General features: G+C 35.8%; 26 protein-coding genes. All 26 read left to right on the top strand.

Annotated features, from left to right (window positions below; all coding sequences use genetic code 11):
• Positions 1 to 337: 337 nt before the first annotated feature.
• On the top strand, positions 338 to 1,588 hold the full coding sequence (locus ACWPVO_RS02900) for an RNA-binding domain-containing protein (RefSeq protein ID WP_454206403.1): 1,251 nt from the start codon (positions 338 to 340) through the stop codon (positions 1,586 to 1,588).
• Between the two features lie 605 nt (positions 1,589 to 2,193).
• Positions 2,194 to 3,309: a peptide chain release factor 2 gene (gene prfB, locus ACWPVO_RS02905; RefSeq protein WP_454206405.1), complete on the top strand. Its 1,116-nt coding sequence runs from the start codon at positions 2,194 to 2,196 to the stop codon at positions 3,307 to 3,309.
• 7 nt (positions 3,310 to 3,316) lie between these two features.
• Positions 3,317 to 4,021, top strand: coding sequence for an orotidine-5'-phosphate decarboxylase (gene pyrF, locus ACWPVO_RS02910; protein ID WP_005955932.1), 705 nt, complete (start codon positions 3,317 to 3,319; stop codon positions 4,019 to 4,021).
• Entirely contained in the window at positions 4,021 to 4,650 is a 630-nt protein-coding gene (gene pyrE, locus ACWPVO_RS02915; protein WP_454206407.1) for an orotate phosphoribosyltransferase, read from the top strand. The genes pyrF and pyrE overlap by 1 nt, the downstream gene beginning before the upstream one ends.
• 154 nt (positions 4,651 to 4,804) lie before the next feature.
• Complete coding sequence (locus ACWPVO_RS02920; protein ID WP_412446406.1) at positions 4,805 to 5,092, top strand: YkvA family protein; 288 nt, start codon at positions 4,805 to 4,807, stop codon at positions 5,090 to 5,092.
• Positions 5,067 to 5,684 (top strand): DNA-3-methyladenine glycosylase, encoded by a 618-nt coding sequence (locus tag ACWPVO_RS02925; RefSeq protein WP_412622056.1) that lies wholly within the window; start codon positions 5,067 to 5,069, stop codon positions 5,682 to 5,684. Before ACWPVO_RS02920 ends, ACWPVO_RS02925 begins: the two co-directional genes overlap by 26 nt.
• Before the next feature lie 57 nt (positions 5,685 to 5,741).
• Positions 5,742 to 6,566 (top strand): energy-coupling factor transporter ATPase, encoded by an 825-nt coding sequence (locus ACWPVO_RS02930; RefSeq protein ID WP_412621584.1) that lies wholly within the window; start codon positions 5,742 to 5,744, stop codon positions 6,564 to 6,566.
• Positions 6,557 to 7,423 carry an energy-coupling factor transporter ATPase gene (locus ACWPVO_RS02935; protein ID WP_454206409.1) on the top strand — a complete coding sequence of 289 codons (867 nt, stop codon included), beginning with the start codon at positions 6,557 to 6,559 and terminating at the stop codon, positions 7,421 to 7,423. Before ACWPVO_RS02930 ends, ACWPVO_RS02935 begins: the two co-directional genes overlap by 10 nt.
• Positions 7,416 to 8,213: an energy-coupling factor transporter transmembrane component T family protein gene (locus ACWPVO_RS02940; RefSeq protein ID WP_270674768.1), complete on the top strand. Its 798-nt coding sequence runs from the start codon at positions 7,416 to 7,418 to the stop codon at positions 8,211 to 8,213. The genes ACWPVO_RS02935 and ACWPVO_RS02940 overlap by 8 nt, the downstream gene beginning before the upstream one ends.
• Complete coding sequence (truA, locus tag ACWPVO_RS02945; RefSeq protein ID WP_454206411.1) at positions 8,210 to 8,944, top strand: tRNA pseudouridine(38-40) synthase TruA; 735 nt, start codon at positions 8,210 to 8,212, stop codon at positions 8,942 to 8,944. Before ACWPVO_RS02940 ends, truA begins: the two co-directional genes overlap by 4 nt.
• A 327-nt stretch (positions 8,945 to 9,271) precedes the next feature.
• Positions 9,272 to 9,658: an Asp23/Gls24 family envelope stress response protein gene (locus ACWPVO_RS02950; RefSeq protein WP_005955958.1), complete on the top strand. Its 387-nt coding sequence runs from the start codon at positions 9,272 to 9,274 to the stop codon at positions 9,656 to 9,658.
• Positions 9,655 to 10,053: a transcription antitermination factor NusB gene (gene nusB / locus ACWPVO_RS02955; protein ID WP_060799975.1), complete on the top strand. Its 399-nt coding sequence runs from the start codon at positions 9,655 to 9,657 to the stop codon at positions 10,051 to 10,053. Before ACWPVO_RS02950 ends, nusB begins: the two co-directional genes overlap by 4 nt.
• Before the next feature lies 1 nt (position 10,054).
• Entirely contained in the window at positions 10,055 to 11,506 is a 1,452-nt protein-coding gene (xseA, locus tag ACWPVO_RS02960) for an exodeoxyribonuclease VII large subunit (RefSeq protein WP_454206414.1), read from the top strand.
• Entirely contained in the window at positions 11,507 to 11,731 is a 225-nt protein-coding gene (gene xseB, locus ACWPVO_RS02965; protein ID WP_060799977.1) for an exodeoxyribonuclease VII small subunit, read from the top strand.
• Positions 11,715 to 12,572 (top strand): polyprenyl synthetase family protein, encoded by an 858-nt coding sequence (locus ACWPVO_RS02970; RefSeq protein WP_454206416.1) that lies wholly within the window; start codon positions 11,715 to 11,717, stop codon positions 12,570 to 12,572. The genes xseB and ACWPVO_RS02970 overlap by 17 nt, the downstream gene beginning before the upstream one ends.
• A complete protein-coding gene (locus ACWPVO_RS02975; protein WP_454206418.1) occupies positions 12,572 to 13,372 on the top strand; it encodes a TlyA family RNA methyltransferase in 801 nt (266 codons plus the stop codon). Before ACWPVO_RS02970 ends, ACWPVO_RS02975 begins: the two co-directional genes overlap by 1 nt.
• 7 nt (positions 13,373 to 13,379) lie before the next feature.
• Entirely contained in the window at positions 13,380 to 15,041 is a 1,662-nt protein-coding gene (gene recN, locus ACWPVO_RS02980; RefSeq protein WP_454206420.1) for a DNA repair protein RecN, read from the top strand.
• Positions 15,042 to 15,593, top strand: coding sequence for an NUDIX hydrolase (locus ACWPVO_RS02985; RefSeq protein WP_195443205.1), 552 nt, complete (start codon positions 15,042 to 15,044; stop codon positions 15,591 to 15,593).
• Positions 15,586 to 16,386, top strand: coding sequence for a purine-nucleoside phosphorylase (locus tag ACWPVO_RS02990; protein ID WP_454206422.1), 801 nt, complete (start codon positions 15,586 to 15,588; stop codon positions 16,384 to 16,386). The genes ACWPVO_RS02985 and ACWPVO_RS02990 overlap by 8 nt, the downstream gene beginning before the upstream one ends.
• Positions 16,386 to 17,687, top strand: coding sequence for a thymidine phosphorylase (locus tag ACWPVO_RS02995; RefSeq protein WP_454206424.1), 1,302 nt, complete (start codon positions 16,386 to 16,388; stop codon positions 17,685 to 17,687). The genes ACWPVO_RS02990 and ACWPVO_RS02995 overlap by 1 nt, the downstream gene beginning before the upstream one ends.
• 1 nt (position 17,688) lies before the next feature.
• Positions 17,689 to 18,321 (top strand): site-2 protease family protein, encoded by a 633-nt coding sequence (locus ACWPVO_RS03000; RefSeq protein WP_250341854.1) that lies wholly within the window; start codon positions 17,689 to 17,691, stop codon positions 18,319 to 18,321.
• Complete coding sequence (locus tag ACWPVO_RS03005) at positions 18,300 to 19,046, top strand: segregation and condensation protein A (RefSeq protein ID WP_005955888.1); 747 nt, start codon at positions 18,300 to 18,302, stop codon at positions 19,044 to 19,046. Before ACWPVO_RS03000 ends, ACWPVO_RS03005 begins: the two co-directional genes overlap by 22 nt.
• Complete coding sequence (gene scpB, locus ACWPVO_RS03010; protein WP_005955854.1) at positions 19,015 to 19,542, top strand: SMC-Scp complex subunit ScpB; 528 nt, start codon at positions 19,015 to 19,017, stop codon at positions 19,540 to 19,542. The genes ACWPVO_RS03005 and scpB overlap by 32 nt, the downstream gene beginning before the upstream one ends.
• Positions 19,539 to 20,246 (top strand): pseudouridine synthase, encoded by a 708-nt coding sequence (locus tag ACWPVO_RS03015; protein ID WP_454206427.1) that lies wholly within the window; start codon positions 19,539 to 19,541, stop codon positions 20,244 to 20,246. The genes scpB and ACWPVO_RS03015 overlap by 4 nt, the downstream gene beginning before the upstream one ends.
• Positions 20,243 to 20,797 (top strand): tRNA (mnm(5)s(2)U34)-methyltransferase, encoded by a 555-nt coding sequence (locus tag ACWPVO_RS03020; RefSeq protein WP_454206429.1) that lies wholly within the window; start codon positions 20,243 to 20,245, stop codon positions 20,795 to 20,797. Before ACWPVO_RS03015 ends, ACWPVO_RS03020 begins: the two co-directional genes overlap by 4 nt.
• The gene (locus ACWPVO_RS03025) at positions 20,794 to 21,984 is read left to right on the top strand and encodes an NAD(P)/FAD-dependent oxidoreductase (RefSeq protein ID WP_454206431.1); all 1,191 of its coding nucleotides are present in this window, start codon (positions 20,794 to 20,796) and stop codon (positions 21,982 to 21,984) included. Before ACWPVO_RS03020 ends, ACWPVO_RS03025 begins: the two co-directional genes overlap by 4 nt.
• The last annotated feature ends 20 nt before the right edge of the window (positions 21,985 to 22,004 follow it).

Genomic DNA, 22,004 nt, shown 5'->3' on the forward strand with positions numbered 1-22,004 from the left:
AAAAAATTAATTATATGATTTAAAATATTCTCGGCAATTTGTGTCCTATTTTTTAAATTAAAACATAAAAAAATCATTGTGGCACGCTCCTCTTATAATAGATAATAATTAATTATCCCTAATTAACATTCTCACTTCATAATACTTTATTTTAATTCAAAATTCAATAATTGAAAATAAACAATGAAGTTATATAAAAGCTAAAATTCAGTATATTTCAAACAATTTTTTAAGAGAATTAACAAATTAATATCGCAAAAGCAAACGCAAATTTTTACGTTTGCTTTTGCGTTTGTTTTTATATATAATTAATATAGCAATTAAATTAGGAGGGATTATGAGAGAGAAGGCTAATTTAGAATTTAAGGAAAAAATTTCTGATTCATTTTTAAAAACTGTTGTTGCTTTTGCCAATTATAATGGCGGTGAAGTTTTATTTGGTATTGATGATAAGGGTGAAGTCCTTGGCTTAAAAAATTTGAAAGAAGATGCTATTGCTATTGAAAACAAGATCAACGATTCAATTAAACCTCAAATTAATTATGAAATAGATATGAATTGCAAGGAAAAAATTATTAGGCTTAAAGTTTTTCCTGGTGATGAGAAGCCTTATTTTTATAAGTCTAAGACTTACAAGAGAAATGATTCCTCAACTGTTGAGGTTGATAGTTTGGAACTTAAGAAGTTAATAGTAGAAGGTCAAAATAAGTCTTATGATTCTCTATCAACTAATATTGATACTTATAGCTTTGATTACTTAGAAAAAAAACTTAGAGAAATTGTTGGGATTGAAAAAATAAATATGGATATTTTAAAGACTTTGGAACTAGTTGATAGGAATAAAAAGTTAACTAATGCGGGTAATTTATTTGCTGATAAGAATAATTGCCATTTAATTGATATGGTAAGATTTGGAGACAATCAGAATACTATTTTAAGTCGAAATCAGTTTAAAGATATATCCATTCTTGCAGCTTTTGATAAGTGTGTTGAAAAGTATAAGGAGTATTACCAACTTGAGAACATCAAAGGACTTTATCGCGAGAAGGTTGAGCTGGTTCCAGAAGAAGCTTTTAGGGAAGCTATTGCCAATGCTTTGGTCCATAGGGATTGGATGCACAACTCCTTTATTCAAATTTCTATGGAGAAGGATTCTATAAGTATTACATCTCCTGGGGCCTTGCCAAGGTTTTTAAGTAAGGAAGAATATCTTAATGGACAGATTTCTATTATGAGGAATCCTATTATTGGCAACATATTTTTCAGGTTGAGTATTATTGAAAGTTTTGGTACTGGGATCAGAAGGATAAAAAATGCTTACAGGGATTCAAGGAAAAATCCTTCTTTTAAAATTTTTGATAATTCTATTGAAGTAAAGTTGCCTGTAATTTCAAGTGCAGATGATTTAAGTGATGATGAGATGATAGTTTTTAAGACTTTAGAAAACAGATCCCTTTCCAGCTCTTTTATTGCAGATGAAACTGGCTTTGGGAAAAACAAGGTTTTAAATTTGTTAAAGGATCTAATTGAGAGGAATTATGTGATTAAAATTGGAAGAGGAAGGGGTACAAAGTATTCCTTGAAGTAAGAATGAATAATAGAATCGAGCATTCTTATTGATTAATAAAAGATATATTATTAAATGACGCAAAGGCAAACGCAAATTTTTACGTTTGTTTTTGCGTTATTTTTGTTTTAATCTTCAGTGGTGGAGAAGTCTTATCTGCCTATGAGATATATCAGGTGTTAAAGAATATTATCTTATAAGAGCTTCGAGTTTATTAAATCTTATTAAGTTATAGAAAGTGAGGACTTTATAATTACTTACGAACTTGTAGAATCTAATGAGCTATTATAAATTTGATAATTTATAAAAATTTGTTAAGTTATGACAAGTTCGTATTTTACAATTATTTACTAATTTGTAAAATACGAACTTGTGAGTCAATAAAAGTTTATGACTCTGTAAAAATTGGCTGAGTCAATAGGATTCTATATGTTTATAAAAAATTACGAGGTCGTAAGAGGTTAGGACTTTATGAAAATCTATAAAGTTGTAATAATTTATAATTCAAATTAAAATAGTTCTAATCAATACATTAAGTCAAATTTTATTCCCATCTTACAACAAAATATTAGTGTGATTATAGCAACTGTGTTATACTAAAATAAGCAATACAAAGGAGGATTTTTATGGAGCAAAATATCTATTTAGATAAGGAGCGCCTGGAAAATTCCAAGCTTACTACTAAGTCTCTTGGCGAATCTCTTGAGATTGATTCTCTTAAGGAAAAAGTTGTTGAGCTAAACAAAAAACAAATGGAACCAGGTTTTTGGGACGACAATGATAGCGCTCAAAAAGTTATACGTGAAACTAATTCATACCAAAGAAAGATAGATCAATACGACAAGTTAATTGACTTGATTACTGATGCAGAGGATCTTATTGCCCTAATGGAAATCGAGGAAGATTACTCTTCTTATTCTGATTTCCTAGAGCTTGTTGATGAGATTGAAAAGGACACTGCGGAATTTAAATTAAATACTTTATTAAATGGAGAGTATGATTCCCACGATGCAATTCTTTCCATCCACGCTGGTGCTGGTGGAACTGAGGCCCAAGACTGGGCTAGCATGCTCCTAAGGATGTACACTAGATACGCTGAAAACAAGGGCTTCAAGGTTGAAACTCTTGACCTCTTAAAGGAAGATGAGGCTGGTATTAAGTCTGTTACTCTAAAAATTTCTGGCGACAATGCCTATGGTTATCTCAAGGGAGAAAAGGGAGTTCACAGACTTGTTAGGATTTCGCCTTTTGACTCCAACAAGAGAAGGCACACTTCCTTCTCATCTGTGGATGTCTTCCCAGAAATTGATGACGACACAGAAGTTGAAATCAAGGATGAAGAATTAAAGATTGACACTTACAGGTCATCTGGTGCTGGTGGACAACACGTTAATACTACTGACTCAGCTGTTAGAATCACTCACATTCCTACAGGCATTGTAGTTCAATGTCAAAATGAACGTAGCCAGATCCAAAACAGGGAAAAGGCAATGAACATGTTAAAGGCAAAACTTGTTGCCCTTGCTGAAGAAGAAAAGAAGGAAAAAATCGAGGACCTTCAAGGCAACTATTCACAAATTGCTTGGGGTTCACAAATTAGGTCTTATGTCTTCCAACCTTACACTATGGTCAAGGACCACAGGACTAATGTAGATGTTGGTGACGTGGAAAAGGTAATGGACGGAGATTTAGATATCTTTATTAACGCCTACTTGCAAGATAAGGCGACTGGAGAAAGCTGAGGTTAATATGGCAAAGGATGTAATTATTGCACTAGATTTCCCAAGTGGAGAAAGGGCTCTTGATTTTTTAAAGGACTTTAAGGATGAAGAGGTCTATGTAAAGGTTGGGATGGAACTTTTCTACAAGGAAGGTCCAAGTATTATTAGGGAAATAAAGAAGCTTGGTCACAAGATTTTCTTGGATTTAAAAATCCATGACATTCCAAACACTTGTAAGGGAGCGACAAATTCCCTTATTGCTCTTGATGTTGACATGATTAATTACCACATTGCTGGTGGCAAGAAGATGTTAAGCGATGCCAGCGAAATTGTTAAAAATGAAAAGAGTGACCTTATTACTCTTGGTGTTACTATGCTTACTTCTACTGATGAAGATGTCATGCACAGGGAACTACAAATTGACAAGGACAAGTCCCTTGATGAGGTTGTTCTTGCCTATGCAAATATTGCCAAGGAAGCTAACCTAAGTGGCATTGTTTGTTCTGCCCTTGAAGTGCCAAAGATTAAGGAAAACTTGGGCAAGGACTTTATAACAGTTACTCCAGGTATTAGGAAGGTAAAAGGCACTGACGACCAAAAGAGGGTTGTAACTCCTAGCGAGGCAAGAGAGCTTGGGTCTGACTACATTGTTGTGGGAAGACCAATCACTAAGGCAGAGGACCCGCTTAAGGAATATAGAGAAATCAAAAAAGACTTTTTAGGAGGAAAATAATGCGAGAAATTGCAAAAATTTTATTAAAATTAAAGGCTGTTACTCTTTCGCCAGAAGATCCTTACACTTGGGCATCTGGCATAAAATCTCCAATCTACTGTGACAACAGGCTAACTCTTTCTTTTCCAGAAGATAGAAGCACAGTAGAAAAGGGTCTAGTTGATTTAATTAAGGATCAGTATCCAGAAGTTCAATATATTATGGGAACTGCAACAGCAGGCATTCCTCACGCAGCTATTATTGCCGACAAGATGGGTCTACCTATGGGCTTTGTAAGATCTTCTAACAAGGACCACGGCAAGCAAAATAAAATTGAAGGTGCAAGGATTGAAGGGGCAAAAGTTGTTGTTATAGAGGACTTATTCTCAACTGGTGGCTCTTCAATTGAAGCTGCAAAGGCCCTTGAAGAAGTGGGTTATGAAATCCTTGGAATTGTTAGTATCTTCACTTATAATATGAAAAATGCTGAAGAAAACTTTAAGGAAGCTGGCTTTAAACACCATTCACTTACAAACTTTGATGAGTTGATAGAAGTTGCTCATGAAATGGACTATATAAAAGAAAGTGAAATTGAAAAGTTAAAATTATTTAGGGACAATCCAAAGGATTCTTCCTGGATGAATGCATAATTCTCTTTTTGGGTAAAGAAATTGTGTAAGGGAAATGCAAATTTTAACTTAGGGGGAGAAATTGAATTATTATAGAACTTTGAGAAAGTTGATGCCCTATGCCCGTTAGGTTTTTAAAAACAAGGACAGGCTTAACAGGGTGGTCCAAGAGTCCATGACTACAACAAATAAAAAGGATTTGTTTAAAAAGATTTCACGTGAGCTTATGCTTGCCCTAGGTCTTATCATGGATTATTCCAAAGGTAATTACAGGGAAGTAAAAAAGAGGGACATTCTTTTAATTGTGGCAGGATTTTTATATCTTTTAAACCCTGCAGATATAATTCCAGATTTTATTTTGTTCTTTGGATTCTTTGACGACTTAAGTGTGCTAACTTATATAGTTAAAAAATTAGACAAGGAATTGGAAAAGTATGATGTCTGGAAAAATTCTAGAGAGTGATTTCTTTAAGAGAGACACAGTTGAAGTTGCAAAATCGTTAATAGGCAAGAAAATTATCAGAAATATTTCTGGTAATTTTTTCTGTGCAAAAATAGTTGAGACTGAAGCCTATCTTGGGCTTAGCGACAGGGCATGTCACTCTTATGGGGGAAAGATAACTGATAGGAATAAGACTCTTTATCTTCCTGGTGGCCACATCTACGTTTACTTGATATACGGAATGTACGACCTCTTAAATATTGTGACAAGGGACCAGGACCATCCAGAGGCTGTATTAATTCGTGGAGTGGAGCCTCTTGATAACTTTGATGGAATTGCAAAAAATCGCTTTGGCAAGTCCTATGAAGATCTCTCAAACTATCAAAGAAAAAATTTGACTAATGGACCAGGCAAGTTATCCAAAGGGCTTGCTATTGATAGGTCCCTTAATGGAAAGATTTTGTCAGAGGACTATCTCTACATAGGAGAGGGAGAAGATGTTCCTGAAAGGGACCTTGTAATCACAAAGAGAATTGGAATTGATTATGCAGGAGAAGATGCAAAGCTTCCCTTGAGATTTTGCCTTAGAGACAACCCCTATGTATCTCAATAAATGATATAGATTTTTGTTAAGTTATCCTTTATAATAGGTTAACATAAAGGTGATAATATGATTAGTATAAAAAATTTGTCTTTTAAGTACGACTACGAAGATGAAAATGCAATTCAGATTTTAAAAGATATAAATTTAGAAATAAAAGAGGGCGAATTTGTTGCCTTGTTAGGTCACAATGGATCTGGCAAGTCTACCCTTGCCAAGTTAATAAATGGTCTCCTCTTGCCAGGTCAGGGTGATGTCCTTGTTGATGGAATGAATACCAAGAAGGAGGAAGAAATCTGGGACATAAGAAGGACTGCAGGCATGGTTTTTCAAAATCCCGACAACCAATTAGTTGCGACAATTGTCGAAGATGAAGTTGCCTTTGGACCAGAAAACATGGGCGTAGAACCAAGTGAAATAAGAAGAAGAGTTGATAGAGCCTTAGAAGATGTTGGGATGGCAGACTACAAAAAAAATGCTCCCCACCTTCTTTCAGGTGGACAAAAACAAAGGGTAGCCATAGCTGGCATCCTTGCCATGTCACCTAAGTATATAATTCTTGATGAGCCAACTGCCATGCTTGACCCAAGCGGCAGGAGGGAAGTAATGGATACCCTTATTAAGCTCAATAAGGAGGAAGGCAAGACAATTATTTTAATAACCCACTACATGGAAGAGGCTGCCATAAGTGACAGGGTTGTTGTAATGGAAGATGGCAAGATGGTCCTAAGTGGGACTCCAAGAGAAGTCTTTTCTCAAGTTGATAAGATTAAGGGACTGGGTCTAGATGTTCCTCAAGTAACAGAGCTTGCCTATGAACTTAAGAAAGATGGACTAGAAATTTCTACGGAAGTTTTAAATATAGAAGAAATGGTGAAGGAAATATGTCACTAATAGAAATTAACAACTTAATGCATATCTATAGTCCTGGCCTTCCCTTTGAGAAAAAGGCTGTGGATGACATAAGCCTAAAGATAGAAGAAAATGAATTTATTGGCCTCATTGGTCACACTGGATCAGGCAAATCAACCTTCATACAACACCTTAATGGACTTCTTAAGCCATCATCAGGTGAAATAATTATTGATGGAACTAGGGTGGATAAGTCGGGTTCAAACTTAACTGACTTGAGAAAAAAAGTCGGCCTAGTCTTTCAATATCCAGAGTACCAACTCTTTGAAGAAACTATTGAAAGAGACATTGCCTTTGGACCAAGAAACTTAGACATAAGTGAAGAAGAAGTCCAAGAAAGAGTCAAGGCTTCTATGGAGTCCGTTGGTCTCGATTACGAAACTTATAAGGACAAGTCACCCTTTGAACTTTCTGGAGGACTCAAGAGAAGGGTAGCCATAGCAGGTGTCCTTGCCATGGAACCCAAGGTTTTAATATTAGATGAGCCAACAGCAGGTCTTGACCCAAGAGGTCGTGACGAAATCCTAAGTGAAATAAAAAGTATTCACGAAAATAGGAAGATCACAGTAATTTTAGTTTCCCACTCCATGGAGGACGTGGCAAAAATTGCTGAGAGAATTATTGTCTTCGACAAGGGCAAGGTCTTTTTAGATGGAGAGCCAAGGGAAATCTTTAGAACCGAAGACAAGCTTCTTGGAGTTGGACTTGGCATCCCACAAATCACATCTCTAATGAGGACTTTAAAGAAGAGGGGTCTGGACATCAACGAGGATGCTATCACTGTGGAAGAGGCCAAGGAGTCTCTAAAAAAATATTTGAGAGGTGCTTCTAATGTTTAAAGATATAACAATTGGCCAATATTTTCCTGGCGAAAGTGCCGTCCACAAGTATGATCCAAAATTAAAAATGATAACAATGATTTTATTTATATGTTCACTATTTTTTATAAAATCAGTTTTCATGTATGTGCCAGTAGTCTTATATTTGCTTCTTATAATATTAAATGCCAAGCTACCCCTTGGCATGGTCCTAAGGGGTCTAAAGCCACTTAAGTGGATTATACTTGTTACTTTTATAATTAATTTGTTTTTCACACCAGGAGATCCAATTTACACTTTTAAATTTTTAAAAATTTCTCAAGAGGGACTGGACCTTGCAGTCTTCATGGGTATTAGACTTGTCCTCTTAGTTCTTGGAACAAGTTTACTAACTTATACAACTTCTCCAATTGAATTAACTGATGGGATTGAATCACTTTTGAGACCTTTTAGAAAGATTGGAGTGCCAAGTCACGAGATCGCCATGATGATGACAATTGCCCTTAGGTTTATCCCAACTCTTATAGAAGAGACTGACAAGATTATGAAGGCTCAAATGGCAAGAGGGGCAGATTTTGAATCGGGAAATATTATAAAACGTGCAAAGAATTTAGTCCCACTCCTTGTGCCACTTTTTATTAACTCCTTTAGGAGGGCAGAAGAGCTTGCCACTGCCATGGAAGCAAGATGCTACAGGGGCGGAGATGGCAGGACCAAGATGAATGCCTCAAAAATAGTGGGAAAGGATGTCCTAATTTTTCTCGGCAACCTAATCTTTTTTGGAATAATAGTTGTGGTTTCTAAGCTATGAAAAATATTTTAATAAAAATAAATTACGACGGGACCAACTTTCACGGCTTTCAACTGCAACCAGATGAGAGGACTGTGGAGGGAGAACTAAATCTTGGAATAGAAAAAACTGTCAAACACCCAGTAAAAATTTTTTATGCAGGGAGAACTGACAGGGGAGTTCACGCTGAGGGACAATATGCAAATTTTTATTCCGACACCACAATTGACATTGGAAATCTTCCCAAGGTTTTAAATTTTAACCTGCCAGAAGATGTCTCAGTTGTTGATGCCAAATATGTTCCAGATGATTTCCACGCAAGATTCGATGCAAAGTTAAAAAAGTATCGCTATGTGGTTCACAGGTCAAGGTACAGGCATGCCCTCTTGCGCAACCGTACCTACGAATATCCCTATGATGTTGATCCAGCTAGGATGAGGGAGGCCCTTGCCTCTTTAATAGGAGAGCACGACTTCAATTCCTTTATGGGAAGAGGAGCCATAGTCAAGGACTCCATAAGAAGTATTGAGCGAATTGATGTAATTGAAGATGGAGACTTTTTGTATTTTGATTTTGTGGCAAAGAGTTTTTTAAAAAACATGATAAGAATTGTAGTTGGAACTGTTCTTGAGATAGGACGGGGCCAAAAAGAAATTGAATATATGAAGGAAGCCTTGGAGAAAAAATCTCGAAAGGCTGCTGGGCCAACAGCACCTGCCTGCGGACTATACTTGTTAGACGTCAAGTATTAAGTCCTCGGGCTTTTTTTATTTTTGTGATCTTTTAGAAACTAATTACTTTATAAAAACTTATAAGTCTATTAAGTTTTACGACTTGATATTTTATTACAACTTCATAAGCTTTTACGACTTTATACATTTTTACAAAGTCATAAAGATTTATGGCTTAATCCTTTCTCAAAGAGCTAGGATTTTCTATTAAGTCACAATAAATTAATTTTTTATTCACAGACAATTATACTTTTAAATATCTTATTAAAAAAGTCATGCAAAGTGCAATAAATTGATAATATGAGAAGTATTTGGTATAATTATTTTAGTTAATTTGGAGGTGTAATAGTGGATAATAAATATCTTGTTAATGGTAATGAGGCAGAAGGTAAAGTTAAGATTTCTGAAGATGTTATCGCTACAGTTGCATCAGTTGCAGCTGAAAGTGTTGACGGCGTTGTTAAGGTTGGATCTAACTTCAAGTCTCAAGTTACTGACATTTTAAATACAAAAAATTTCAATAGGGGCGTCAGAGTTAATATTGGCGAGAGAGAAACTATTGTAGATGTATATATTACTATTGAATATGGAATAAAAATTGTTGAAGTATCTGAAAAGGTGCAAGAAGAAGTTAAAGAAGCTATTGAAAATATGACAGACTTTGATGTTGTAGAAGTGAATGTTCACATCTCCGGCATTGCTGTAAAAAATTCTGAAAAGACTGTTGTCAAATGAGTAGGAAGAGAGCAAGAATAGGGGCCATGCAGGCCCTCTTCTCCATGGATGTAAATGATGATTTTTCCACTGACAAGCTAGATCTTTTTATGGAAAATCATGAATTCCAAGGGGACGAAGTTGACTATATCAAGAGGACTGTGCCAGACATTTTGGACAAGCTTGATCTAGTTGATGAGACAATAGAGAAGAATTTAAAGGGATGGACTATGGCAAGACTTGCCAAGGTTGACAGGCAAATCCTCAGGATTGCTGTCTATGAATTTCTTTACAAGGATGATATTCCTGAAGAGGTTTCTATTAATGAAGCTGTTGAGATTGCAAGACTTTATAGTTCTGACGAAGCACCTAAATTTATAAACGGAATTTTGGGAACAATTTACAGGAGTTTTTAATTTGGCAAGGTCTGCTTTTAATGTAAGTGAACTGAATAATTACATCAAAAAGCTAATTTCTATGGACTATATCTTAAGGGATATTAACATCACTGGAGAGATTACAAATTTAAATTTTCACAAGAATGGAAATATTTATTTTTCTCTTAAGGATAAGTTTGCCCGCATTGATGCCATGGCTAGCCAAGAGGATATAAAAATTAATTTATTCGATGGCGCCAAGGTTATGGCAAAGGGAACTGTCACTTACTATGAAAGGAGTGGCAGAGTTTTTTTATATATTAGCCAAATGGACCTTGATGGCAAGGGTAACCTCTATCAGGAGTACCTGGACTTAAAGGAAAAGCTCACTAAAGAAGGACTTTTTGACCCAAGACACAAGAAGATTCTGAAGAAGTATCCATCAAGGATTGGACTTATTACATCAACTAGTGGTGCAGCCATAAAGGATGTTATAAATATTTTTAGGAAGAGGAATAGGACTTGTGACATTTTAGTTTATCCAAGTCTTGTTCAGGGAGCCTATGCTGCAGAGTCTTTGATTGCTGGTGTGAAGTATTTTAACGAGGAAGAGCCAGTTGACACCATAATAATTGCTAGAGGTGGGGGAAGCTTTGAGGACCTCTTCGTCTTTAATGACGAGAGTCTCACAAGGGAAGTTTTTGCCTCAAAAATCCCAGTGATTTCTGCTGTGGGACATGAGGTGGACTATACAATTTGCGACTTTGTAGCAGATATGAGGGCGGCAACACCAACCAATGCGGCAGAGCTTTTGACCCTTAGTGAAGATGAAATTCTCTCTGAACTTGAAAAGAAGAAGTCTCAGCTTAATAATCTCATGGAGAGAAGACTTGATTACAATCGCCTAAGACTCCTAAACTTATACAAAAATATATCTATAAAAAATCAAATCTATAAGATTAATGAAAGAACTAGGGACCTACTCAGGGCTCATGCCCTTTTAAATTCTTCCATGAAAAAAATTATTGAGGGTCATGAGTATGATCTTCAAGAGAAAAGATTTTATTTGGGGAATTTTAAGCTCAAGGAGTCCAAGGAAATCGAAAATTATTCTTATAGGCTAAAAAATATTTCTGTAAATATAAATTCTAGGCTTAATAAGGACATTGAGAGCCTAAATTTTGATAGAAAACTATTAAATTATTATTTTAAATCCTATGTTAATGACAATCATAGAAAATTTAAGCCTTTTGAAAAGTTTTTTGCCACTTACGACCTAAGTCTTAGGTTAAATAATGAGAGAAACAGATTAAATCTCTTGAAGTTGGGACTTGATTCAGCCTTTGAAAAGATAAATAAGGTTGAAATCTTAGGAGCAGATGGTAAGAGTCTTAAGTCCGCAAGAGATGCAAGTCTTGGAGATATTATTTCTCTTAAGTTTAAGGATGGCAAGCTAGAATCCAAGGTTCAAAAGGTGGAAGTGAGGGATTAAATGGAAAGAGATTATGAAAGTTCCTTTAGGGAGCTTGAAAATATAATAAGGGAACTTGAGTCTAAGGACATTAGTCTTGAAGATTCCATAAAAAAATACGAAAAGGGAATTGAACTTTACAAGTACTTGAACAATACCCTAAAGGCCTATGAGGGCAAGATTAAAACTATTGCAGAAGAAAATTCTGAATTTATTGAGGACAAAAAAGATGAGAGATTTAGATAATTTACTAGAAAAATTTAATAATTATTTGAGCTCCCTACTTGAGTATGACAACAGTCCACAACACAAGGTTATTGACTCTATGAAGTACTCCCTATTTTCTGGTGGCAAGAGGATAAGACCTCTTCTTTCTCTTATAACTTTTTGTGAATTTTCTGAAGATTCTTTAGACAAGATTCTTCCCTTTGCAGCTGCAATTGAAATGATACACACTTATTCGCTTATTCACGACGACCTTCCAGCCATGGATGACGATGACTTTAGAAGAGAAAAGCCGACAAACCACAAGGTTTACTCTGAGGGGATTGCAATCTTAGCAGGAGATGGACTCTTAAACATGTCTATGGAAATCCTTTTAAGACACATCGAAAACCTTGAAGATCCTGAGGACCTAAAGCGTGCCATGAGGGCAATGAAATACATCTACAATGCCACAGGTGTAAATGGAATGATTGGTGGTCAAACAATTGATATAAGAAGGGACGTTTCTGATTACACAGAAGATGATTGTGAAAACATGTACAAGCTAAAGACTGGTGCCCTTATTAAGGCTTCTGTTGTAGTTGGTGGTATCATAGCAGGTCTTGACCCAGATAATATCACTAAGCTTGCAAGGTTTGGCGAGTCCATAGGTATTGCCTACCAATTTGAAGATGACCTCTTAGATGAAGAAAAGGATCCTGATAGCGGCGAGATTAATATGCTTCTCTTTAAGGACAAGGAAGACCTTCAAAATGAAATTATAGACTTAACCAATGGGGCCTATGAAGCTCTTGCTGGTCTTGAACTTAAGGAAGATGCACTGAAGAATTTTGCAGCAAAACTTGTAAATAGGAGTAGGTAATGGCAAAAAAACGAGCAGATGTCTTATTAGTTGAAAAGGGCCTAATTGATTCAAGGGAAAAGGCCAAGAGGCTAATAATGGAAGGCAAAGTTTTTATAGGAACAGACAGGGTAGACAAGCCTGGGACCCAACTAAAGGAAGATGAAAAAATCTACATCAAGGGCCTAGAAGACTCCTTTGTATCTCGTGGTGGTCACAAGCTTGAGAAGATGATTGATGACTATGAAATTGATCTCACTGATTCAGTTTGCGTTGACATTGGAGCTTCAACGGGAGGCTTTACCCACTGCATGTTAAAGCATGGGGCAAAAAAAGTTTATGCCATAGATGTTGGTTACAACCAACTTGACTACAAGCTAAGGATGGACGATAGAGTTGTCTCTCTTGAGAGGACCAACATAAGATATTTTGACAAGGACATAATAGAAGAAGATGTCTCCTTTATCTCTATTGATGTTTCCTTTATTTCACTTGAACTTGTTCTTCCAGTTGCTAAGGACATCTTGGGACCTCAAGGAGAAATTGTCGCTCTTGTAAAGCCACAATTTGAAGCTGGCAAGGGAAAAGTTGGCAAGGGTGGAATTGTAAGAGACAAAAAAGTACATATTGAAGTTATAGAAAAAATAATTGACCTTGCAGGAGAGCTAGGATTTAATATCAAGGCTTTAACAAATTCTCCAATTAAGGGGACAAGTGGAAACATAGAATTTTTAATTTACTTGTCAAATTATGGAGAAGCTTCTGAAACTTTTGATGCCAAGGAAATTGTAAACAAGGCTTATGAAAATTTAAATGATTAGGTGAAATATGCTTTTAGAGTTAAATATCGAAAATTTTGCAATAATTGAAAATATGAAAATTGAATTTGAACCTGGTCTTAATGTCTTAACTGGAGAGACAGGTTCTGGTAAGTCAATAATCATAGATTCTCTTGGACTTGTTCTTGGTCAAAGGGCCAACAAGGACATTATAAAAAAGGGGAAGGACAGGGCCTTTATTGAGGCTGTTTTTTCATCTTATGATGAGGAAACCAAGGACCTTCTTCTTGAATATGGCATTGAGTCAGGGGACCTAGTAGTTGTTTCAAAGGAAATTCGTGAAAAGGGACCAACTATTACTAGGGTCAATAACAGGACAGTGACATCACAAATCCTGTCAAAGATTTCAAGTCATCTCATCGATATTTTTGCTCAGCATGAATCCATCTCCCTTATGGATAACAAAAACCAGTTAAAGTTAATTGATGACTTTTCCGGTAAGGACCAAGAAGAACTTCTTGGTAACTTAAAGGATCTTGTTCATGAGATTAATTCTCTTAAAAATGAATATCATGAAAAGTCTACTATGGAACAAAATAAGGACAGGGAGATAGATCTGCTTGAATATCAAATAAAAGAAATTGAAGACGCAGGTCTAAGTGACTACGACGACGAAGAGCTTTATGATGACTTTAACGTCCTTAACAATATGACAGACAGCTTAATAAAATTATCAGAAGCCAAGTCCCTAATCAATGAAGGCTACGAGACGTCTTCTCTTGAAGACATCTTAGACAAGGTAATTGCCAATGTAGTTGAGGTAACAAGATACAACAAGGACTTAAAGGAAGTCGAAGAAAACCTAGAAGACATAAGATTTAGGATTTCCGACATTGCCAAGGACCTCGACAGGTATGTAAGCTCTAGTGAAGTTGACGAAGAAAGACTTCAATTTTTAAGAGAAAGAATAGACCTTGTAAACAATTTAAAATTAAAGTATGGAAATAATGTAAAGGCCATAAATTCTTTTTACGAAGAGATTAGCGAGAGACTTAGGTTTTTACAAAATTTTGAAGATAATTTAAATAAACTCTTAAGGAAAATTGAAGAGAAACAAGCTGAAGCCACAGTTCTTGCAGAGAAGATTAGTCAAAAGAGAAAGAAGACTTCAGAAATTCTTGAGAAAAAAGTTGAAGAAGAGATCAACAAGTTAAATATAAAGGACGCAAAATTTAAAATTGAAATAAAAGAAAAAGAACTTTCTTTTGATGGGATTGACAAGATTGAATTCTTAATTGCACCAAACCTTGGTCAAGACCTTATGCCAATGGCAAAGGTTGCATCTGGTGGTGAAATGTCAAGAATTATGCTTGGCTTCAAGTCCATAATTGCAGAAAAGGACAACATTCCAACTCTTGTCTTTGATGAAATAGATACGGGTATAAGTGGAAAGACAGCTCAGATAGTTGGGAATAAGATAAAGGAAGTTTCAAAGGATAGACAAGTTATAGTAATTTCTCACTTGCCACAAATTGTTGCCCTTGCGGACACGCACTTTGCAATAAAAAAAGATGTGGTAAACAATAGCACAATTTCTACAATTGACAAATTAAGCTACGACGAGAGAGTTAATGAAGTTGCTAGATTAATTGGCGGAATGAATGTAAGTGAAATTGCAATTGAAACTGCAAAGGAAATGATTGGTGATTAAATGACAAATTCAAATTATGAAGAAAGAACTATGAAATCTACAAAGATTTTTGACGGTAAAGTCCTGCAACTTAGGGTGGATACTGTTGAGATGGAAGGCCAAAAGTACACTAAGAGAGAGATAGTGGAAAGACATCCTTCTGTAGGCATAGTTGCCATAACTGAAGATGATGAAATTATTCTTATTAAACAATATAGGAAGGCCATTGACAAAGAGATTTATGAAATCCCAGCAGGAATGGTTGACTTTGGAGAGGAACCTCAAAAGGCTGCCTTGAGAGAACTAAAGGAAGAAACTGGTTACGAGGCCAAGAAGTCTGACTATCTTGCAGAAATTTATTCTTCACCAGGCTTTACTAATGAAAAATTATTTATTTTTTATGCAGAGGACTTAAGTCTTGGCGACCAAGACCTTGATGAGTTTGAGCACCTTACTGTTGAAAAGATAAAATTTGATGAAGCTCTTAAACTTGTTAACTTGGGCGAGATAAACGACTCAAAGAGTGTGGCAGGTATTCTTTACTACAATAATTTTAGGAGGAATAATGAATAAATCCATTGACTATATAAAAGAAAAAATTAAAAACCAACCTGAGATTGGTATTGTACTTGGATCAGGCCTAGGTGACTTTGCCGATGCCATTGAAGATAAAGTTGAAATTCCCTACACAGAAATTCCTGGTTTTCCAGTTTCTACAGTTAAGGGACACGATGGAAAACTAATTTTTGGTCAAATAAATTCTAAGGAAGTTTGCGTAATGAAGGGAAGAATCCACTATTACGAAGGCTACGACATCAAGGAAGTTGTCTATCCAATAGAAGTTCTTGCAGGCCTTGGAATTAAAACTATAATTCTAACAAATGCAGCAGGTGGAGTTAACACTGACTTTGAGCCAGCAGACCTTATGATTATCACAGACCACATCAACCTAATGGGCAAAAATCCACTTATTGGACCTAACGATGAGGACCTTGGACCAAGATTCCCCGATATGACAGACCTTTATAATAAAGAACTTGTTGAGATTGCAGAAAATTCTGCAAAAAAACTTGGCATCGACATTAAAGAGGGAGTTTATATGTACTTCACTGGACCTTCTTATGAAACTGCAGCTGAAGTAAGGATGGCAAGAATTCTTGGAGCAGATGCTGTTGGTATGAGTACAGTTCCAGAAGCAATTATTGCAAGACATAGGGGCTTAAAGATTTTAGGTATTTCAACAATAACTAACATGTCTACAGGTATTCTTGACACTCCACTTGATCACACAGAAGTTGTGGAAGTTGGAAAAGAAGTTGCAGGCAAGTTTAAAGAACTATTAAAAGAAATAATTGAGGAAATTTAATGAACTTTTTAGATATTATTCAAAAGAAAAAAGAAAATAAAGTTTTAAATCAAAGTGAAATAGAATTTTTTATAGAAAATTATGTAAAGGGAGAAATTCCTGACTACCAAGTTTCTGCCTTTTTAATGGCAATATATTTTAACAAGTTAAACCTAGATGAAACTTATTATCTTACAAAGGCCATGATTGACTCAGGAGAAACTGTAGACTTATCAGAAGTCCCTGGCTCAAAAGTTGACAAGCACTCAACAGGTGGAGTTGGAGACACAGTTACCCTTGTCCTTGGACCCCTACTTGCATCAGTGGGACTTGTCTTTGCCAAGATGAGTGGAAGGGGACTTGGCCACACAGGTGGAACTCTTGACAAGTTAGAAGCAATCCCTGGATTTGACATAAATATTGGCGGAAGAGATTTTATTGAAATCTTAAAAAAATCCAATATTGCAGTAATTGGTCAAACAGAAAATATTGTTCCAGCAGATAAACTTTTATATGCGCTAAGAGATGCAACGGCGACTGTAGATAATGTTAGCTTAATAGCATCTTCTATCCTTTCAAAGAAAATTGCACTGGGAACAGATGCCCTAGTTCTTGATGTTAAGGTTGGAAATGGTGCCTTTATGAAGGACCTTCCGTCAGCAGTAGAACTATCAAAGCTAATGGTTGAACTTGGCAAGAAATTTGGAAGAAATACTAAGGCAATTATCACTAGCATGGAAGAGCCTCTTGGCGATGCCATAGGTAATAGCCTAGAAGTTATTGAGGCAATAAACATCCTAAAGGGAAAGAAGGAAGGTCACTTAAAGGACATTGCTCTAAGAATTGGTGCCAAGCTAATGCTAATGGAAGGCATTTCATCTTCTGAAGAAGAGGCAATAAAAGTTCTTGAAGGAAAGATAAGTGATGGATCTGCTGCCCTAAAATTCAAAGAAATGGTTGAGCTTCAAGGTGGAGACAAGACTTATATTGACGACACAGATAAATTTAAAAAATCTTCAATAATAAAAGAAATTTATGCTGAAGACTCTGGCTACGTAAAATCCATTGAGGCAATTGAAATTGGAATTGCATCAAGAGACTTGGGAGCTGGAAGACATAAGAAGGGAGATGTCCTTGACTTATCTGCAGGAATTTATCTTCACAAAAAAATTGGCGACCTTGTAGAAAAGGGCGACAAGCTTGCTACAATTTACACAGAAAAAGAAAATGAAGTTGAGGGAGCAATCCAAAGAATCAAGGCTGCCTATGCTTTTTCTGATAAGAAGGAAGATTATAAATTAGTTTTAGAAGAGATTGATTGAGATGAATAACTTAGATATTGTATCAATATTAATAAACATTATTGCCCTAATGGTGGCAATAATTCCTCACGAGATAGCTCACGGTTATGTGGCCTATCTCTGTGGAGATACAACTGCAAAGGATGACGGAAGACTTAGCTTAAACCCACTGCATCACATTGACCCTGTGGGGTTAATTTCTATGGTTATTTTTAGGTTTGGTTGGGCAAAGGCTGTGCCTATTAATCCCTATAGGTTTAAGGGTAATAGAAAAGTCGCATCACTTTTAGTTTCTCTTGCAGGAGTCTTTACTAATTTTGTCCTAGGACTTATATCTGGGATAATTTTAGTTTACTTAAATTACAAGTCTTCTGCCTTGGTTCCACTTTTCACATCAATCTTTTGGTACAATATTATGCTTGGTGTATTTAATCTTGTGCCCCTTCCACCACTTGATGGGTCAAAGGTACTGGCGACATTTTTGCCAGAAAATTTGGAATACAAGTTTTATAGGTACGAAAAATATTTTTATTTTGTATTAGTAATAATGATTTTTTCTGGACTTGTTGACAAATTTATTGGGCCAATTGTCTATGGAATAATCAACGGAATTATTTCTTTGGGAATTAATTTATGGAATACAATATTGTTTTAAAAACTTATGAAGGTCCAATGGATCTTCTTTTAGATTTAATAAAAGAAAATGAAATAGATATTTACGACATACCAATTTTTAAAATTACTGAAGAATTTTTAAAATACATTGAGAACATGAAGAAGTTAAACCTAACTCTCACTTCAGATTTTATTTTAATGGCTTCAACTCTTTTAGAGATAAAGTCCAAGATGCTTCTGCCTAAGAAGGAAGACCTAGATGAAGAGTTTGAAGAGGAAGAAGACCCAAGGCAGGACTTGGTGGAAAGTCTCTTGGAGTATAAGAGGTACAAGGAAGCTTCAGAAATTTTAAAAGTTCAAGAAGAGTATGAGTCTAAGTCTTTTTACAAGCTTAGGACAGAAATTTTTTCCATGAATGAGATGGACTTCTTAAAGGATTCTAACGTGGATAAGCTTTCCCTTGCCTTTTTTAACATCTTAAAAAGATACAAGGACAAGGAAGTTGTTGGGATTGAAAGGGAGTACTTCAAGGTTGAGGATGCTGCCAGAAAGATTAAACTTGCTCTTCACAAGAATAAGGAAATAAAATTTAGCGACCTTTTAGTAGATATAGTTTACAAGGTGGATGTCATAACTTATTTTTTGGGCATGTTGGAACTAATTAAGAACGAGTACATCTTTGCAGAACAAAGCGATAATTTTGCAGATATTTTAATTAAAGAGAGAGAATACAATGGACAGGAACAGGCTGAAATCAATAATTGAATCAATTCTTTTCATCTGGGGAGATCCCATAAGCTTAGAGGACCTTGCATCAAGCTTAGAACTTAGGAAGGACTATGCAAGAGAAATCCTCTTAGAGATGAAGGAAAATTATAAAAATGAAACATCAGGACTAAGACTTAGGGAAGTTGATGGTAAGTTTCAACTGGGAACTAAGCAAGAAAATGAACCCTATTTAAAAAATCTAATCCAAGAAAAAAATGAAAAAAATCTTTCAAAACCTGCCCTTGAAACTCTTTCTATTATTGCCTACAAGCAGCCAGTGACAAAGTTGGAGGTAGAAGAACTAAGGGGAGTTAATTGTGACTCAACTATTAAGGGACTTTTGGATTTTGATTTAATAGAAGTTTCTGGCAAGTTAGACAGGATTGGTCATCCTAATCTTTATTCCACAACAGAAAAATTTTTACAAAAATTTGGCATGGAAAACTTGGAAGAGCTGCCTGACTTAAAGGAATTAGAGGAGGAATCTAATTGAGATTACAAAAATACATGGCTCACTGTGGAGCTGCATCCAGAAGAAAGTGCGAAGAGTTTATAAAGAAAGGACTTGTTAAGGTCAACGACAAGGTTGTAACAGAACTTGGGACAAAAATTGATCCCAACGTCGACAGGGTCTACCTTGATGGAAAAAGACTTACACTTGAAGGCAAAAAAGTTTATATGATTTTAAACAAGCCCATTGGAGTTGTAACATCTGCATCTGATGAAAAGGACAGACCAACTGTTACAGACCTTGTGCCAGACGACTACAGGGTCTATCCAGTGGGAAGGCTTGACATAGACACAACAGGTCTAGTCTTTCTTACAAATGATGGTCAACTTGCTAATATTATGATGCACCCAAGATATAAAATCGGCAAAAAATATATAGTAACTGTTGATGGAACTCCCAATGCTCGTGAACTTTCTCTCTTAAGAGAGGGACTTGACATTAGGGACCTAAAAACTTCTCCAGCAAATGTAAAGATTTTAAAATCCTTTAAGCAAGATTCTATTCTTGAAATTGAAATTTTTGAGGGACAAAATCATCAAGTTAAGAGGATGTTTGATTACATTGGTCACAAGGTTAAGAAGTTAAAGAGGATTTCCATAGGAGAAATTCAACTCTTAGATCTTGAAACAGGGAACTACAGATATCTTAGTGAAAAAGAAGTTAAGTATCTAAAGGGATTAAAATGATAGTAAAGGAAAAGTATTTTGAGATAGTGGATGAAGCCCTATCTCATAATTTTTTAGGAAAAATTGCAGTTGATGCAACTGTGGGCAAGGGCAATGATACATTAAAGCTATTAAAAGCTGTTGGAAAAGATGGATTTGTCTATGGCTTTGATGTCCAAGAAGAGGCCTTAAGTAAGGCAAGGGTCTTGTTAGAAGACTATGACAATTATGAATTATTTTTAGATTCTCATGCAAATATTGATAGGCTTGAAAGTTTTGATCTCGTGATTTATAATCTTGGATTTTTGCCAGGTTCTGACAAAAAAATTACAACTTTAAGAGAGTCTACTCTGGAGTCTTTAAGGAAGGCCACAGAAAAAATAAATGAAGCTGGACTTATAATTCTGGTTTCATACCTGGGTCACGAAAACTCTCTTGAAGAGAGAGAGGGAGTGGATGAATTTTTAAAGTCTCTTGATCAAAAAATCTTCAAAGTCGAGAAGAGAGAATTTTATAATCAGAAGCACAATCCTCCCATTGTTTACTTAATTGAGAAGAAGGTGATGAGATGAGAATAGGAATTATAGGAGGAGGACCTGCTGGCATGATGTGTGCCATCAAGGCAGGAGAAAATCATGAAGTTGTCCTCTTTGAAAAAAACGAAAAGCTTGGAAAAAAATTATTTATAACAGGCAAGGGAAGGTGCAACTTAACAAATTACGTAGACGAGAAAGAATTTATGAAAAACCTTGTGAGAAATCCTTCCTTTATGTTCTCATCAATTTATTCTTTTTCTCCTTTCGCAACTTACTATTACTTTGAAGACCTGGGCCTACCCCTAAAGGTTGAGAGAGGGGACAGGGTCTTCCCAGCAAGTGACAAGTCATCAGATGTTATAAGGACCTACGAAAAAAAATTAAGACAAGTGGGCGTTGAAGTGAGACTTAATACAGAAGTGAGGTCTATAAAAAAAGATGGAGAAGTCTTCATCTTAAATGACAAGGAAAAATTTGACAAACTTGTTATCGCAACGGGAGGGGTTTCTTATAAACTCACAGGTTCCACTGGGGACGGCTATAGGTTTGGAAAAGAATTTGGTCACAAGCTTGTGGAACCAAAGCCAGGGCTAATTGGCATAAATCTTTCTAATAATTTTGACTTAGCTGGTCTTAGCCTAAAAAATGTTGAGTTAAGAGTTGAAAAAGATAAGAAACTTATCTCAAGAGAGTTTGGAGAGATGCTCTTCACTCATAGGGGAATATCTGGTCCCATTGTCCTCACAACTTCAAGTAAAATTAATAGGACGGAGGACTTTGATCTTTACTTGGACTTAAAGCCTGCGCTTACAAGTGACAAGTTAGATAAGAGAATCTTGAGAGACTTTGACGAGAACCAAAATAAAAATTTAGAAAATGTTATGAAAAATCTCCTTCCAAGAGATTTGATCCCTTATGTTCTTGATGAAGCAAAAATTCACGGGGACAAGAAGGTAAATCAAGTTACGAAAGAAGAGAGAGAAGGGCTTGTTAAAACAATTAAAAATTTTAAATTAAGATTTGATAGCTTAGACGACATCAACAGGGCAATAGTAACTAGTGGTGGAATTGACGTCAAGGACCTTGACCCAAAGACTATGGAGTCAAAGCTTGTCAAGGGTCTATACTTCATTGGCGAAGTCATAGATGTTGATGGACTAACTGGTGGATATAATATTCAAGTTGCAAACTCAACAGGATACTCCTGCGGCATCAATCTCTAAGCCTTTACTTATTTTCAAAA

The organism is Peptoniphilus sp. Marseille-Q6390 (assembly GCF_965119475.1).